The following is a 16,589-nucleotide window of genomic DNA, read 5'->3' on the forward strand; positions in this document are numbered from 1 at the left end:
CACTGTCACTTCTTGTCGCCGGCGAGGTCGATCGCCTTGTCCGAACCGACCGCGTTGCGCAACTGGAATTTCTGGATCTTGCCGGTCGACGTCTTCGGCAGTTCGCCGAAACGCACGACCTTAGGCACCTTGAACCCCGCGAGCAACTGCCTGCAGTGCGCGACGATCTCCTCCTCGGTCGCACTCGCGCCATCGCGCAGCTCGACGAACGCGCACGGCACCTCGCCCCACTTCGGGTCCGGCATCGCGACGACCGCCGCGACAGCGACGGCCGGATGCCGGTACAGCGCGTCCTCGACCTCGATGCTCGAGATGTTCTCGCCGCCGGAAATGATGATGTCCTTGCGGCGATCCTTGATTCGGATATAGCCGTCCGGCGTCAGCACGCCGAGATCGCCCGTATGGAACCAGCCGCCATGGAACGCTTCGTCGGTCGCCTTCGGATTCTTCAGATACCCCTTCATGCAGATGTTGCCGCGGAACATGATCTCGCCGAGCGTCTCGCCGTCGGCCGGCACCGGCGCCATCGTGTCCGGGTCGAGCACCGTCGCCCCCGCTTCCAGGTGATAGCGCACGCCCTGACGCGCATTGAGCCGCGCGCGTTCGTCGTCCGGCAAGTCGTCCCAGTGCGCCTGCTTCGCGCAGACGGTGGCCGGCCCGTAGACCTCGGTCAGCCCGTACACGTGCAGCAGGTCGAAGCCGATCTCTTTCATCTTCGCGATCACGGCCGGCGCCGGCGCGGCCCCGGCGACCATCGCGTGCACCGTGTGATCGATCCCTTCACGCAGCTCGGCCGGCGCGTTCGCAATCGCGCTCTGCACGATCGGCGCGCCGCAGTAGTGCGTGACGCGTTCGCGGCGAATCAGGTCGAACACGGTTTTCGCGTCGAACTTGCGCAGGCATACGTTCACGCCCGCGCGCGCCGCGACCGCCCACGGGAAGCACCAGCCGTTGCAGTGGAACATCGGCAGCGTCCACAGATACACCGCGTGCTTCGGCATGTCCCATTCGAGGATGTTGCTGATCGCCGCGAGATACGCGCCACGGTGGTGATAGACGACGCCCTTCGGGTCGCCCGTCGTGCCGGACGTGTAGTTCAGCGCGATCGCGTCCCACTCGTCGGCGGGCAGCGTCCATGCGTGGTCGGGATCGCCGCCGGCAACGAACGCTTCGTAATCGGTCGCACCGGCAAAGCGGGCGGGGTCGGCCGGCATCGCGTCGGCGACGCTGACGATCTTGAGCCCCGGCACTTCGAGCGCCGCGCGCTGCGCGAGATCCGCGTATTCGGTATCGACGATCAGCACTTTCGCCTCGCCGTGACGCAGCATGAACAGCACCGACGCAATGTCGAGCCGCGTATTGATCGTATTGAGCACCGCGCCGGCCATCGGCACGCCGAAGTGCGCCTCGACCATCGCCGGAATGTTCGGCAGCAGCGCCGCGACCGTGTCGCCGCGCGCGACGCCGGCCTGCGCGAGCGCGCTCGCGAGTTGTCGGGCACGCGTGTACGTTTCGGCCCACGTGCGGCGTACGTCGCCGTGCACGATCGCGAGGCGCTCGCCGTAGACTTCGGCCGCGCGGACCAGAAAATCGATCGGCGTGACCGGCACGTAGTTGGCATCGCGGCGGCCGAGTCCGGCCTCGAACATCTGCGTCATGATCCTGTCTCCCGGTTTCTGTCGACCGGCGTGCACGCACCCCGGATCGTTTTGATGTGGTTCAATTGGCGACAGCCTAACGGGCGCTATTGTGAGCCGTCTGTCATCGAAACGACAGAGTGCGCGCCAAGCGCTGCGCGTTATCCCTATCCTCGCAAACCCGCATCCATGCACGACCGCTCCGTTGCGCCGCCCGACGCGGCCGCCCTCGCTTCCAGCCCGGCCGACATACCGCCCGAAGCGGGGCCGCTGCCACCGCTGTCCGCGCTGTTCGGCCAATGCGCGTGGTTCCGCGCGCTCGCGCCGGAACACCAGGCGCTCGTGCTCGCGCAGTCGCGCGCCGAGCAGCGCGAGGCCGGCGACGTGATCGCGCAGCGGCTCGCGCCGTCCGAATACTGGATCGGCGTGCATCGCGGGCTGTTGAAGCTCGCGATCTTCAATGCATCGGGCCGCGGCTGCACGTTTTCCGGCGTGCCGTCGGGCGGCTGGTTCGGCGAAGGCAGCGTGATCAAGCGCGAGCTGCGCAAATACGAAGTGGTCGCGGTCCAGCGCTCGACCGTGCTGTTCGTGCCGGTCGACACGTTCCACGCGCTGCTCGACACGAGCCTGCCGTTCACGCGCTTCGTGATCCACCAGCTGAACAACCGGATGGGCGAATTCATCGCGTCGATCCAGAACAGCCGGCTGCTCGACGTCGACGCGCGTGTCGCGCAGGCGCTCGCACAGCTGTTCAACCCCGCGCTGTACCCGGACACCGGCCCGTCGCTCGCGATCTCGCAAGAGGAACTGGGGATGCTCGTCGGCGTGTCGCGGCAGCGGATCAACCAGGCGCTGCAGCAGCTCGAGAAACTCGGCGTGCTGCGGCTCGCGTACAACCAGATCGACGTGGTCGACCTCGCCGCGCTCGCGCGGGTCGGGATGGAGCAGATCTGAGCGGCGCGCGGTGAACCGAATCGTCTATGCGGGGGATTGGCCGGCCGGTGCGACAGCGACGCGCCGGAGGGTGCATACGCGCGCATTTGATCCGATGAATCGGCCGGCCGTCGACGCATCCCAATCTGACAATCCCGCCAGTTTCGCGCCAGTAACCCGATCCGCCCCGACGCCTATCATTCGGGTTCCCTTCACCGCCGCCTGAACACCGCCTGTCCCGCCGCCTCCATGTGGATCGTCAATCTCGCGCTCAGGCGCCCCTACACGTTCATCGTGATGGCCATCATGATCGTGCTGGCCACGCCGCTCGCGCTGATGCGCACGCCCGTCGACGTGCTGCCCGCGGTCAATATCCCCGTCATCAGCGTGATCTGGAATTACAACGGCTTCTCCGCATCGGAGATGACCAACCGGATCACGGCCGTCCATGAGCGCGTGCTGACGACCACCGTCAGCAACATCCAGCACATCGAGTCGACGTCGCTGCCGGGCATCGCGGTCGTGAAGGTGTTCCTGCAGCCAGGCGCGAACGTGCAGACCGCGATCGCGCAGACGGTGTCGTCCGCGCAGGCGATCGTGCGGCAGATGCCGCAGGGCGCGACGCCGCCGCTCGTCATCACGTACTCGGCGTCGAGCATCCCGGTGATCCAGCTCGGGCTGTCGAGCAAGACGCTCAGCGAACAGTCGCTCGCCGACATCGCGCTCAACTTCCTGCGCCCGCAGCTGATCACGATTCCCGGCGCGCAGATCCCGTTCCCGTACGGCGGCCGCACGCGGGTCGTCGCGATCGATCTCGATCCGCAGGCGCTGCTCGCGAAAGGCTTGACGCCCGCCGACATCGTCAACGCGGTCAACGCGCAGAACCTCGTGCTGCCGACCGGCACCGCGAAGATGGGCCGGACCGAATACCGGATCGACACGAACGCGTCGGCCGACACGATCGCCGACATCGGCAACCTGCCGGTGCTGACCGTCGGCGGCGCGACGACCTATCTGCGCGAAATTGCGTCGGTGCGCGACGGCTTCGCGCCGCAGACGAACGTGGTGCGTCAGAACGGCCAGCGCGGCGTGCTGATGTCGATCCTGAAGACCGGCGACGCATCGACGCTGAAGGTCGTGTCGGACCTGAAGGCGCTGCTTCCGAAGGTGATCCCGACGCTGCCCGAAGGGCTCACGATCACGCCGCTGTTCGACCAGTCGGTGTTCGTCAACGCCGCCGTGCAGGGCGTGATCCACGAGGCGCTGATCGCCGCCGTGCTGACGGCGATGATGATCCTGCTGTTCCTCGGCAACTGGCGCAGTACGCTGATCATCGCGATCTCGATTCCGCTGTCGATCTTCACGTCGCTGATCGCGCTGTCCGCACTCGGCGAGACCATCAATATCATGACGCTCGGCGGGCTCGCGCTGGCGGTCGGGATTCTCGTCGACGATGCGACGGTCACGATCGAAAACATCGAGCGGCACCTGCATCTCGGCACGAGCCTGCACGATGCGATTCTCGAAGGCGCGGGAGAAATCGCGGTGCCGGCATTCGTGTCGACGCTGTGCATCTGCATCGTCTTCGTACCGATGTTCTTCCTGACGGGCGTCGCGCGCTACCTGTTCGTGCCGCTCGCCGAAGCCGTGGTGTTCGCGATGCTCGCGTCGTATGTGCTGTCGCGCACGCTCGTGCCGACGCTTGCGATGCTGCTGTTCCGCCCGCAGCAGGCGAGCGCCGGCCCGCACCATTCGACGTCGCGTTTCGCGCGCGTCCATCACGCGTTCAACGACGCGTTCGAGCGGCTGCGCGCGTGGTATATCGTGCTGCTCAGCATGCTGCTGGTGCGGCGCCGCTTTTACGCGACATGCTTCCTCGGCTTCTGCGTGCTGTCGACCGGGCTCGTGTTCGTGCTCGGCCGCGACTTCTTCCCGAACGCCGATTCCGGCAACATCCGGCTGCACATGCGCGCACCGACCGGCTACCGGATCGAGGAAACCGCGCGCCTCGCCGACCAGGTCGAACGCACGATCCGCGAAGCGGTGCCGCCCGACGAGCTCGGCGCGATCGTCGACAACCTCGGGCTGCCGGTGAGCGGGATCAACCTGTCGTACAGCAACAGCGGCACGATCGGCACGCTCGACGGCGAACTCATGATCGCGCTGAAGCCGGGCCACCGATCGACGCAGCACTACGTGCAGACACTGCGCACGCTGCTGCCGCAGCGCTTCCCGGGCGTCGAGTTCTTCTTCCAGCCGTCGGACATCATCACGCAGATCCTCAACTTCGGTCAGCCGGCCGCGATCGACCTGCAAGTGCTCGGCAACGATCTCGCGAGTAACATGGCTATCGCGGGCAGCCTGATGAAAAAGATCAGGCAAATCCCCGGCGCCGTCGACGTGCACGTACTGCAGCGCAACGACGAACCGACACTGGTGGCCGACATGGACCGTACGCGCATGCAGCAGCTCAGCCTGTCCGCGCAGAACGTCGCGCAGAACATGCTGATCTCGCTGTCCGGCAGTTCCCAGACGACGCCGTCGTTCTGGATCAATCCGCGCACCGGCGTCCAGTACCCGCTGCAGATCCAGACCCCGCAATACGACATCGCGTCGATCGACGACCTGCTCGGCACGCCGGTGTCCGCGGCTGGCCGCACGGGCACGCCGCTGCAACTGCTCGGCAACCTCGTGCAGATCCATCCGGTTGCGAATCCGGCCGTGATCACGCACTACAACATCCGCCCGGCGATCGACCTGTACGTCAGCGTTGAGGGCCGCGATCTCGGCTCGGTCGCGGGCGAGATCGACCGGATCGTGTCCGATGCGCGCGCGAAGCTGCCGCGCGGCACCGATCTGTCGGTGCGCGGGCAGGTCGAGACGATGCGCACGTCGTACGTCGGTCTCGGCGCCGGCGTCGCGATGGCGATCGTGCTCGTCTACCTGCTGATCGTCGTGAATTTTCAGTCGTGGCTCGATCCGCTGATCATCATCAGCGCGATGCCGGCCGCGCTCGCCGGCATCGCATGGATGCTGTTCGTCACCGGCACGCACCTGAGCGTGCCGGCGCTGACCGGCGCGATCATGACGGTCGGCGTCGCGACCGCGAACAGCATTCTCGTCGTATCGTTCGCGCGCCAGCGCATCGCCGCCGGCGCGCCGCCGCTCACGGCCGCGCTCGAGGCCGGCGCGACGCGAATCCGCCCGGTGCTGATGACGGCGCTGGCGATGATCATCGGGATGGTGCCGATGGCGCTCGGTCTCGGCGAAGGTGCGGAGCAGAACGCGCCGCTCGGCCGCGCGGTGATCGGCGGGCTCCTGTTCGCCACCGTTTCGACGCTGCTGTTCGTGCCGCTCGTGTTCGGCGGCGTGCATGCGCGGCTGGCCCGCCGGCGCGCGCGCCAGGCCGGACGCTGATTTTCGCCCTACTACCCGGTTGAATTGGTTGAATTCATGGAAGAGAAACATCACAGCTCCGTCGGCATCCAGGTGAACGAACACGGCATGCACCTGCCGACGCGCACGTCGGTGTCGCGGCGCGGGCGGCTCGTCCTGATCGTGATCGGCGTGCTGCTGGCCGCCGGCGCGGCGCGCACGATCGTCGTCAACGTGCTCAACCGCCATCACCTCGACGCGGTCGCCGAGCAGAACACGCGCCAGTACGTGAGCGTCGCGCATCCGGTCGATGCGGCAACCGGCGGCAAGCTGACGCTGCCCGGCACGCTGCGCGGCTTCGTCGAGGCGCCGATTTATGCGCGTGCCAGCGGCTACGTACTGCGCTGGCAGGCCGACATCGGCGCGCACGTGAAACAGGGGCAGGTGCTCGCCGAGCTCGATACGCCCGAGCTGAACCAGGAACTCGCGCAGGCCACCGCGCAGCGCCAGCAGGCGCAGGCCGCGCTCGCGCTCGCGAAGACGTCGTTCGAGCGAGCGCAGCAGTTGCGCCAGCGCGATGCGGTGTCGCAGCAGGAGTTCGACGACCGGCAAGGCGCGTTCAACCAGGGCACGGCGACGCTCGCGGCGGCCGACGCGAACATGCGCCGGCTCACCGAGCTGAAGGGCTTCCAGCGCATCGTCGCGCCGATCGACGGGATCGTCACGCAGCGCAACGTCGACGTCGGCGATCTCGTCAGTTCCGGCAACGCGGGCCGCTCGCTGTTCACGGTCGTGCAGGCCGACCGGCTGCGCCTTTACGTGCAGGTGCCGCAGGCCTATGCGCAGCAGATCAAGGTCGGCCAGCACGTGAGCGTCGCGCAGGCCGAGCTGCCCGGTCAGACCTTCGACGGCACGATTACCCGCACGTCGCAGGCGATCGACGTCGCGACCCGTTCGCTGCAGATCGAGATCACGCTGCCGAACCCGGACGGACGGCTGCTGCCCGGCGCGTACGTGCAGGCGACGCTGCCGATGACGCCGGTCGGCCGCCTGCAGATTCCGGCCAATACGTTGCTGTTCCGCGGCGAAGGGCCGACGGTCGCGACCGTCGACGCGAACGGCCGCGTGCATCTGAAAGCCGTGACCGTCGTGCGAACGATCGGGCAGACGCTCGAAGTCGACGGCCCGCTGACGCCGAACGACCGCCTCGTCGAAAACCCGGGCGACGCGCTTGCGAACGGCGACACGGTCGTCGTGCAGGCCGCGCCGCCGGCAAAACCGGCGTCCGCGGTTGCCGGAGCGAAGTCGTGAGCGCGATGCGCGCCCGCCTGCGCTCCGCCGCGATCGGCGCCGTCGCGCTCGGCGCGGCCGCGGCGCTGGCCGGCTGCATGGTCGGCCCCGACTACCGGCGCCCCGCCGTCGACACGCCGGCCACGTGGCGGCTCGATCCGGCCGACGCGTACTGGCACCCGGCCGCGCCGGCCCGCGCGCCGCTCGACCCGGCCTGGTGGACCGCATTCGGCGACGCACAGCTCGATGCGCTCGAAGCCGACGCGCTGCGCAACAACCAGAACCTGAGGGCCGTCGCCGCGCGCTACGACCAGGCAAAGGCGACACTCGCGTCGGTTGCGTCCGCGCAATATCCGGCCGTCGGGCTGAACGCGAGCGGCCAGCGCTTCAAGATCTCCGGCGACCGGCCGCAAACCAACTACGCGACGAAGAGCATGTCGACCGTGCAGAACGAGATCCAGGTCGGCGCGAGCGTCAGCTACGAGCTCGACCTGTTCGGCCGCGTGCGGCGCAACCTCGAAGCCGCGCAGGCCAGCTCCGAGCAGGCGCGCGACGATTTTGCGAACGCACGCCTGGTGCTGACGGCCGACCTCGCATCGAGCTATTTCGCGTTGCGCGAGCTCGACGCCGAGATCGACGTCGTCAGGCGTTCGATCGACCTGCAGCAGAAGGCGCTCGACTACGTGAGCGCGCGCCACGATCTCGGCGCCGTGTCCGGCCTCGACCTGCTACAGCAACGCGCACAGCTCGATGCGACGCGCACGCAGGCGCAGTTGCTGATTCAGCAGCGCGCACAGGTCGAAACGGCGATCGCGACGCTGGTCGGCACGCCGGCCCCCGCATTCTCGCTGCCGCCGCGCGTCGTGCCGATCAACGCGCCGGCGCTGCCGACCGGCATGCCGAGCGACCTGCTGCAGCGGCGGCCCGATGTCGCGTCGGCCGAGCGCGCGATGGCCGCTGCGAATGCGCAGATCGGCGTCGCGCGCGCCGCGTATTTCCCGCGCATCGCACTGTCGCCGGACATCGGCTGGGATGCGACGCGCTTCTCCGCGCTGTTCACCGTGCCGGCGCTGCTGTGGTCGGTCGGCGCGTCGGTAAGCCAGCCGCTGTTTCAGGGCGGCAAGCTGAAGGCCGGCGTCGACTTCGCGCAGGCCGGCTACGTGGCCGCGCAGGCCGGTTACCGGCAGACGGTGCTCACCGCGTTCCAGGAGGTGCAGAATGCGGTGACGGGGCTGTCGGTGCTCGCGCAGGCGGCGCAACAGGCATCGGCGGCCGTCGACGACGCGCGCAAGCTGGTCTCGCTCGCGCAGGACCGCTACGCCGGCGGCCTGACGCCGTTCATCGACGTGCTGACGGCCCAGCAGCAGTTGCTGACGAGCGAACGCCAGGCCGTGCAGATCCAGGGCCAGCGCGCGGCGCTCGTCGTGTTTCTCGCGAAGGCGCTCGGCGGCGGCTGGGACGGCGCCGCCGCATCGACCGACGTCGCGGCGGCCGGCCCGCAGCCCGCCGCGAGCGTCGGCCCCTAACCCGGTTACGCAAATACGCCCATGAAAGTCCTGATCGTCGAAGACGAACCGAAAGTCGTCGAATACCTGAAGAGCGGCCTGACCGAGGAAGGCTGGGTCGTCGATACCGCGCTCGACGGCGAGGACGGCGCATGGAAGGCCGTCGAATTCGATTACGACGTCGTCGTGCTCGACGTGATGCTGCCGAAGCTCGACGGCTTCGGCGTGCTGCGCGCGTTGCGCGCACAGAAGCAGACGCCGGTGATCATGCTGACCGCGCGCGACCGCGTCGACGATCGCGTGCGCGGGTTGCGCGGCGGCGCCGACGATTATCTGACCAAGCCGTTCTCGTTTCTCGAACTGATCGAGCGGCTGCGCGCGCTGACCCGCCGTGCACGCGTGCAGGAATCGACGCTGATCTCGATCGGCGACCTGCGCGTCGACCTGATCGGCCGCCGCGCGACCCGCGACGGCACGCGCCTCGATCTGACCGCACAGGAATTCCAGCTGCTCGGCGTGCTCGCGCGGCGCAGCGGCGAAGTGCTGTCGAAGACGACGATCGCCGAACTCGTGTGGGACGTGAACTTCGACAGCAACGCGAACGTCGTCGAAACCGCGATCAAGCGCCTGCGCGCGAAGCTCGACGGCCCGTTCGCGGAGAAGCTGCTGCACACGATCCGCGGGATGGGCTACGTGCTGGAGGCGCGCGACGAAGGCGACGCGGAGCGGCACGCATGAAACGCTCGATCACCCTGCGCCTGTCGGCGATGTTCGGCATCGTGTCGCTGCTCGTGTTCACGCTGGTCGGCTGCGGGCTGTTCGTGATGATGGAGCGCCAGTTGCTCGCCGAGCTGCGCGCAACGATCGACACGCGTGCGAAGGTCGCGCAGATGATCGTGTCGCACGCGACGACGGCCGTGCGCGGCCGGCTGATGCAGGAAAAGCTTGCCGACCTCGAACCGCCCGACGGGTCGACGCGCTACCACGTCGACAGCCCCGACGCCGATTTCCGCTACGGTCATCCGGTCGACGGCGTGCCCGTCGGCCGACCTTTCGGTGCGTTCCAGCAGTACGCGCTCAACAACAGCAGCTACGACGTGATGACGAAGACCGTCGCGATCGCAGGCAGCGGCGAGCGTCCGGACGTGAAGCTGATCGTTGCGTCGTCGTGCGAGCGCACGCAGCGGATGCTGCGCCGTTTCGCGTGGACGCTCGCGGCGCTGATTGCGACGGCGACCGTGCTCACGCTGCTGCTGAGCCGCGCGGTTGCCCGCTTCGGGCTCGCGCCGCTCGAGCGGCTGTCGCAGGATGCCGCGGCGATCAGCGCGACCAATCGCCGCCAGCGGCTGCACACCGACGCGCTGCCGACCGAGCTGCGCGATCTCGCGGCGTCGTTCAACGGTGCGCTCGAGCGCATCCAGCAGACCTATGCGCGGCTCGAGGCGTTCAATGCCGACGTCGCGCACGAGTTGCGCACGCCGATCAGCATCCTGATCGGCCAGACCCAGGTCGCGCTGACGAGCCGCGACCGCTCGGTCGACCGGATGCGCCAGACGCTGCAGTCGAACCTCGAGGAATTCGAACGGCTGCGCGTGATCATCAATGACATGCTGTTTCTGTCGCGCAGCGATCGCGGCGAACGCGCGACCGATCTGAAGCAAGTGTCGCTCGCCGACGAAGTGCGGCGCATGCTCGATTTCCTCGAGATCCCGCTCGACGAGGCGCAACTGCGTGCCGAACTGCATGGCGACGCTCGTGCGGCCGTCGATCCTTCGCTGTTCCGCCGCGCGATGACGAACCTGCTGATCAACGCGATCCAGCATTCGGCGCCCGGCTCGACGCTGACCGTGACGATCACGCGGCACGACTCGCTCGTCGACGTGTCGGTCGCGAATCCGGGCGAGCCGATCGACCCCGTGCAACGCTCGCACGTGTTCGAGCGCTTCTACCGCCTCGAAGAGGCGCGCGCGAACAGCAAGGAGAATCACGGGCTCGGGCTGTCGATCGTCAAGGCCGTCGCGGAAATGCATGGCGGCAGCGTGTTCGTCGCATGCTCGGGCGGGATCAATACGTTTGGTTTCTCGGTGTCGACACAACCGGGCGGCGGCGGCCCGCTGCGCACGAACGACGCCGACGATCCGCAACCGCTGCGCCCGGCGCCCGCGCCGCGCGCATTGCATTGACGGCGGCGGCGCGCCGAGGGCAGTTTTCTTCAATACCGGCGCGCTCGGCTTCTTTAGTCTCGATGCGACTTTGACTATCGCATGGAGGCATTTGATGAGCATGCTGGTTTCGATGGCCGCGTTCGCGCTGGCGTCGTCGATCACGCCCGGTCCCGTCAACATCGTCGCGCTCAGCGCGGGCGCGCGGCACGGTCTGGGCACGAGCCTGCGGTATGCGGCCGGCGCGACGCTCGGCTTCGTCGCGCTGTTTCTGCTGATCGGCCTCGGGCTGCACGCGGTGCTCGCGCGCTGGCCGATGCTAACCACCGCGATCCAGTGGTCCGGGATCGCGTTCCTGCTGTACCTTGCGCTGCGGCTCGCGCTCGATGACGGCCGGTTGCCCACCGATGACGACGCGCGGAATACGGCCGGCCCGTCAGCGGCGGCCGGCGCGGCGATGCAATGGCTGAATCCGAAAGCGTGGCTCGCGTGCGTGGCCGCGATGGGCGCGTATGCGGCCGACGGCGATCGCGCGCAGGTGTGGCAGTTCGCGGCGCTGTACCTGGTGATCTGTTTCGCGTCGATCGCGTGCTGGGCGTATGCGGGAGCGTCGCTGCGGCATCGGCTCGCCAATGCGCGGCGCATGCGCTTGTTCAACCGCGCGATGGCGTTGCTGCTGGCAGGCAGCGCACTTTATCTGCTCGACGTTTAGGATCGTCGCGGCGGATGTCGTTGTCGCAGGTTGCACAGTTGCGCAGGTGCCGCCGGCGAATGACGATGTAACGCGTCGCCCGACGTGGCGCATGCGGTCTGCGGTGTGCGATCTGCATGCCGCATCGGCCCGCCGTTTCCGCCGCTCAGTTTGCCGCGCTTCGATACTGCCCCGGCGTCGCGGCCGCGATGCGCCGGAACGCGCGCTGGAAGTGCGCCTGGTCCGCGAAGCCCGCATCGAGCGCGACGTCGGCGATCGGCCGGCCGCGGCGCAATTCGGCGCGGCCGTATTGCACGCGCCGATCGATCAGGAAAGCATGCGGCGTCATCCCGTAACGTGCGTTGAACGCCCGGATCAGGTACGACGGCGACAGGTCGGCCGCCGCGCAGATCGCATCCAGCGTGACGGCGTCGCGGCAATGCGACGCAATGTAGTCGGCCGCGCGCGCGAGCTTCGCGTTGTCGGTTCCGCGGCGCGCGTCGTTCGGCAACGTGCGGTCGAGCGCGCCGTGCAGCTGCGTGAAGAATTCAACGGCCGCGCTTTCCTTGCCGAGCGGATCGATGCCCGGCGCGACGAGCGTACGGTAAAAACGGCCGAACTGCGCGAACAGATCGCGGCGCTCCGTCAACTTCGGCGAAAACCCGTGAAAATCGCGATTCGGGTCGTGTCCCAGCGAATGCTGAAGCCGTGCGAGCCACGGCACGTCCACGTAGACCATTCGGTACGCCCACGCGTCCGGGCCATACGGATTGCACGCATGCACCTGCTCCGGATCGATGATCACGAGCACGCCGCGCCCGACGTGTTCCTTCGTCGCGCCGTTCAGATAGGTGCTCGTGCCGCCGACGATCGCGCCGACCGAAAACGTGTCGTGCGTGTGCTTCGCGTAGCAGATCGCGCGCCCGTCGTCGACGGTGCGCGCCTCGATGAACGGCAACGCGGCGTCCCGCCAGAACGGCGACGGCACGGTAACGGTATGGGCGGAACGGCTCACGCGACGGACTCCCGGATCGGACGGCGAACGCACACCGTACAAGAGCGCGCGGCGCGATGCAACCGCGAGCCGACAATTCGCCGCCGAATCGCCTAAGCTTCGAATTCCGGCCCCGCGGCACGCGCGGCGGGTTTCGTTCCCTCTTCAACCGGTACGCTCATGCACATCGATCTGAAAGGCAAGACCGCGGTCGTCACCGCTTCCACCGCCGGCATCGGGCTGGCAATCGCAGAAGGGCTCGCGCGCGCGGGCGCACGCGTCGTCGTGAACGGACGCAGCGACAAATCGGTCGAGTCCGCACGCGCACAGCTGCGCGCCGCGGTGCCCGACGCGGACGTCGACGGCGTCGCCGCCGACCTGTCCGATGCCGCCGGCGCCGCACGCATCGCGCAGCACACGCCGGACGCGGACATCCTCGTCAACAATGCGGGCATCTACGGGCTGAAGGCGTTCTTCGACATCGACGACGCCGAGTGGGAGCATTACTTCCAGATGAACGTGATGTCCGGCGTGCGGCTCGCGCGGCATTACCTGAAGGGCATGCTCGCGCGCAATACGGGGCGCATCGTGTTCATTTCATCCGAATCGGGCCTGAACATCCCGGTCGACATGATTCACTATGGCTTCACGAAAACCGCGCAGCTGTCGATCGCGCGCGGCCTCGCAAAGCTCGCGGCCGGCACGAACGTGACGGTCAATTCGGTGTTGCCGGGGCCGACGATGTCGGAAGGCGTGCGCGAGATGCTGAAGGCGCAGGCCGACGAAACGGGCCGTAGCATCGACGACATCGCGGTGGAGTTCGTGCGCAGCGAGCGTTCGAGCTCGATCATCCGGCGGCCGGCGACGACGGAGGAAGTTGCGAACCTGGTCGTGTACGTATGCTCGCCGCAGGCATCCGCAACGACGGGCGCGGCGTTGCGGGTGGACGGCGGCGTGGTCGACACGATCGCGTGACGGCAACATGACACGCTAGCGCAGCGCGTTGCCGCCGTGCTATCGCGACGCGCTCTTGCGCGACTGAAGCGCGCCCTTGCGGTCTGCGTCCATGCACGTATCGAAGCCGTGTTGCGTGACGGCGCCGGCGTTGTCGAATACGACGAAGAAAGCACGGTGATCGTTGCCGTGCTCGATAAAGTAGTTGTAGCAGACGCCGCTGCCGTTGCGCACCATCCAGACGCTGCGCGGGTTGCCCCCCGCACGGACGACGTCGGCGCGCGTCGCGCCGTGCCTCGACGCGGCCCTCGCCAGCGGCGTGCGCGAATACGAGAACGGCAGCCACGAGTCGAACCATGCGCAGCCATGCAGCATCAGGCAACTGGCGGCCACGGACAGCGCGGCTGCGGGACGGGACATCGGAATCAATCGCATGCTTGGGGAAATCTGCTGCGCCACGGCGTGATCGAAAGCCCCATGCTACTAGACCTTTGGGTCCGGATCGAAAAGAAATGTAGAGACTTGTGTCCGATGTGCCGCAGTCCGCGGGCCGGTGCGTGCGCAATCGTCACGAACCGTTGCGGTGCCGCGGCGATCCGCGCACGCGATCGCACCGCCCAGCCGATGCGGAGAATCGGCGCGACCGGGCGCATCGTCATGCGACCCATTCGGCCCACAGCATCGTCAACACGGTCATCAGCGCGGGACCCACGAACAGGCCGATCAGCCCGAACGTTTCGGCGCCGCCGAGGATGCCGAACAGCACGAGCAGAAACGGCAAGCGGGTCGAACTGCCGATCAGCACCGGCCGCACGAAATGCTCGGCAACGAACACGACCACGACGCCAACCGTCAGCACCACCACGGCCCACATCGTCGCGCCTTGCACGAACAGCCAGAGTGCCGCGCCGCAAAACACGATCGGCGCGCAGAACGGCAGCATCGCCGCGACGGCGGTGACGAGGCCGAGCAGCGCCGCATGCGGCACGCCGGCCAGCGCATACGCGACGCCGAGAATCGCGCCTTCGCCGATCCCGACGACGACGAGCCCCGTTACAGTGCCGTACACGGCTGCAACCATTCGCTCGATCAGTTCGCCGCCGCCGGCGCCGAACGCGCGCCGCACACCGTGCTGCAATGCGCCGGACAACTTGTGGCCGGCCCGCATGATCACGAACAGCGTGACCAGCATGAAGCCGAATTCGAACAGCGCATGCGCGAGCTTCGATCCGAACTGCCGACCGAACGCAATGACCTTCTCGCCGCTCGCGCCATGCATCGCCGCGCCGGCGTGCAGCGGATGACCGAGATTGGCCTGCCACCATTCGGTGATCTGCGCGGCGCCGTATGGCAGGCGGCTGATCACGTCGGGCAGCGCGATCCCGTTGTCCTGGATCGACTGCAGCCAGATGCGCAGGTCGTGCGCCTGCGCGATCGCCTGCCCGAGCGCGATCGCGACCGGCAGCACGATGAGGAGCGAAACGCCGGCGGTGATCACGGTCGCGATCAGGGTCGGCCGGTTGCGGAACCAGCGATCCGATTCGAAGCGTTTCAGCAGCGGCCACAGCGCGATCGCGATCACGCAGGCCCATGCGATTGCCGGAAGAAAATCGCGGATCACCCACAGCGCGAGCACCAGCAGCGCCGCGTACAGCACGGCGCGGGCGACCTGCTGAACGCGCGGCCGTGCGGCGGAATCGGAAGACGGCGGGACGTGTGCGCCCATGGCACCTCTGTCGAATTGAAAAATGACGGTTCGCGCAGGCTGTAAGCCTGATCGAACCGCCATTCTATCCATCGATCCCGCAATCGCATGCGCGCGGCATGCCAAGCATTGTCAAATGCGCGCCGCCGACGCGGCGGCGTCGCGCGGCGCGAGCGGCGCTCAGGCCGCCTTGTCGGCGACGCGGTAGCGCTCGAGCCAGTGCGCGTACGGCGCAGGCAACGTCCACGACGGACGTTCGACGCCGAGCTGCTTGGCCGCGTAGTACGGCCAGTGCGGGTCGGCCAGATGCGCGCGGCCGACCATCACCAGGTCGAGCTGCTGTTCGGCCACGACGCGATTGGCGAGTTGCGGCGTGTCGATTCCCCATGCGGACGACACCGGCAGGCCGGCCTCGCGCCGCACGCGCTCGGCGATCGGCGCGAGGAACGCCGGTCCCCACGGAATCTGCGCATCGGGCGTCGAGAAGCCGACCGACACGCTGAGCATGTCGAGCCCCTCCTCCTTCATCCGTCGCGTGAGCGCGATCGATTCGGCGAGCGTCTCTTCATCGCGGCCGTCGTATTCGATCACACCGAGACGCGCAGTCAGCGGCAGGTGCTCCGGCCACACCTGACGAACGGCCTTCAGCGTGTCCACGAGGAAACGGCCGCGGTTCTCGGCCGAACCGCCGTACTCGTCGTCGCGCCGGTTCGAGTGCACCGAGAAGAAGCTCTGGCCGAGATAGCCGTGCGCGAAGTGCAGCTCGAGCCATTCGAAACCGAGGTCGCGGGCGCGCTTCGCCGACGCGACGAAGTCGGCCTGAACACGGGCGATGTCGTCGTGCGTCATCGCGCGCGGCGTCTTCGGCAGGTGCGCGCCGAACGGGATCGCCGACGGGGCGATGGTCTGCCAGCCGCGCGGATCCCCTTCAGGAATATGATCGTCGCCTTCCCACGGACGGTTCGCGCTCGCCTTGCGGCCCGCATGCGCGATCTGGATGCCGGGCACCGCGCCGGCCGCCTTGATCGCCGCGACGGACGGCGCGAATGCGTCGGCCTGCGCATCGGTCCACAGACCGGCGCAGCCCGGCGTGATGCGGCCTTCCGGCGACACGGCCGTCGCCTCGGCGATCACGAGGCCCGCACCGCCGCGCGCGATGCCGGCCAGATGCACGTGATGCCAGTCGTTGACGACGCCGTCTTCGGCGACGTACTGGCACATCGGCGGCACCGCGATGCGGTTGCGCAGCGTAACGTCCTTGAGTTTGAACGGTTCGAACAGGGCAGACATCCACCACTCCTTTGATTGGTTCTGCGAAACGACTGGATGATCCGCCGCGCAGT

At 67.9% G+C, this 16,589-nt stretch carries 13 protein-coding genes; 8 read left to right on the top strand and 5 right to left on the bottom strand.

The annotated features are described in order from the left end of the window. Positions 1 to 5 precede the first annotated feature (5 nt). Positions 6 to 1,658, bottom strand: a complete 1,653-nt coding sequence (locus KDW55_RS05525) for an acyl-CoA synthetase (RefSeq protein WP_212160017.1) — start codon at positions 1,656 to 1,658, stop codon at positions 6 to 8. A gap of 168 nt (positions 1,659 to 1,826) precedes the next feature. Here KDW55_RS05525 and KDW55_RS05530 point away from each other — a divergent pair, with 168 nt between their 5' ends. The 7 genes from KDW55_RS05530 to KDW55_RS05560 all read left to right on the top strand — a co-directional run bounded on the left by KDW55_RS05530 (position 1,827) and on the right by KDW55_RS05560 (position 11,614). Further along, entirely contained in the window at positions 1,827 to 2,591 is a 765-nt protein-coding gene (locus KDW55_RS05530) for a Crp/Fnr family transcriptional regulator (protein ID WP_069242919.1), read from the top strand. A 228-nt stretch (positions 2,592 to 2,819) separates the two neighbouring features. Then, entirely contained in the window at positions 2,820 to 5,987 is a 3,168-nt protein-coding gene (locus KDW55_RS05535; protein WP_212160016.1) for an efflux RND transporter permease subunit, read from the top strand. A gap of 36 nt (positions 5,988 to 6,023) precedes the next feature. Beyond that, positions 6,024 to 7,256: an efflux RND transporter periplasmic adaptor subunit gene (locus tag KDW55_RS05540; protein ID WP_069242917.1), complete on the top strand. Its 1,233-nt coding sequence runs from the start codon at positions 6,024 to 6,026 to the stop codon at positions 7,254 to 7,256. A gap of 5 nt (positions 7,257 to 7,261) precedes the next feature. Continuing rightward, complete coding sequence (locus KDW55_RS05545) at positions 7,262 to 8,761, top strand: efflux transporter outer membrane subunit (protein WP_212160119.1); 1,500 nt, start codon at positions 7,262 to 7,264, stop codon at positions 8,759 to 8,761. Between the two features lie 21 nt (positions 8,762 to 8,782). Continuing rightward, positions 8,783 to 9,478 (top strand): heavy metal response regulator transcription factor, encoded by a 696-nt coding sequence (locus KDW55_RS05550; RefSeq protein WP_040139725.1) that lies wholly within the window; start codon positions 8,783 to 8,785, stop codon positions 9,476 to 9,478. Continuing rightward, positions 9,475 to 10,923, top strand: a complete 1,449-nt coding sequence (locus KDW55_RS05555) for a heavy metal sensor histidine kinase (protein ID WP_059546797.1) — start codon at positions 9,475 to 9,477, stop codon at positions 10,921 to 10,923. Before KDW55_RS05550 ends, KDW55_RS05555 begins: the two co-directional genes overlap by 4 nt. Positions 10,924 to 11,017: 94 nt before the next feature. Next, positions 11,018 to 11,614, top strand: a complete 597-nt coding sequence (locus tag KDW55_RS05560; protein ID WP_212160015.1) for a LysE family translocator — start codon at positions 11,018 to 11,020, stop codon at positions 11,612 to 11,614. Positions 11,615 to 11,759: 145 nt separating this feature from the next. On the opposite strand, the gene KDW55_RS05565 is transcribed toward KDW55_RS05560, so the two are convergent. After that, on the bottom strand, positions 11,760 to 12,608 hold the full coding sequence (locus tag KDW55_RS05565) for an AraC family transcriptional regulator (protein WP_040141109.1): 849 nt from the start codon (positions 12,606 to 12,608) through the stop codon (positions 11,760 to 11,762). A gap of 159 nt (positions 12,609 to 12,767) precedes the next feature. On the opposite strand from KDW55_RS05565, the gene KDW55_RS05570 reads away from it, so the two are divergent. Next, on the top strand, positions 12,768 to 13,562 hold the full coding sequence (locus KDW55_RS05570) for an SDR family NAD(P)-dependent oxidoreductase (RefSeq protein ID WP_040139722.1): 795 nt from the start codon (positions 12,768 to 12,770) through the stop codon (positions 13,560 to 13,562). A gap of 39 nt (positions 13,563 to 13,601) precedes the next feature. Here the strand turns inward: KDW55_RS05570 and KDW55_RS05575 are convergent, their stop codons facing one another. From KDW55_RS05575 to KDW55_RS05585, 3 genes are all read right to left on the bottom strand, one after another. After that, the gene (locus KDW55_RS05575; RefSeq protein ID WP_040139721.1) at positions 13,602 to 13,976 is read right to left on the bottom strand and encodes a hypothetical protein; all 375 of its coding nucleotides are present in this window, start codon (positions 13,974 to 13,976) and stop codon (positions 13,602 to 13,604) included. A 220-nt stretch (positions 13,977 to 14,196) separates the two neighbouring features. Further along, the gene (locus tag KDW55_RS05580; RefSeq protein WP_040139720.1) at positions 14,197 to 15,267 is read right to left on the bottom strand and encodes an AI-2E family transporter; all 1,071 of its coding nucleotides are present in this window, start codon (positions 15,265 to 15,267) and stop codon (positions 14,197 to 14,199) included. A gap of 159 nt (positions 15,268 to 15,426) precedes the next feature. Beyond that, positions 15,427 to 16,536 (bottom strand): NADH:flavin oxidoreductase/NADH oxidase, encoded by a 1,110-nt coding sequence (locus KDW55_RS05585; RefSeq protein ID WP_069242913.1) that lies wholly within the window; start codon positions 16,534 to 16,536, stop codon positions 15,427 to 15,429. Positions 16,537 to 16,589 lie beyond the last annotated feature (53 nt).

Origin of the sequence: Burkholderia sp. AU19243 (genome assembly GCF_018148075.1) — a bacterium.
Taxonomy (GTDB): domain Bacteria; phylum Pseudomonadota; class Gammaproteobacteria; order Burkholderiales; family Burkholderiaceae; genus Burkholderia; species Burkholderia latens_A.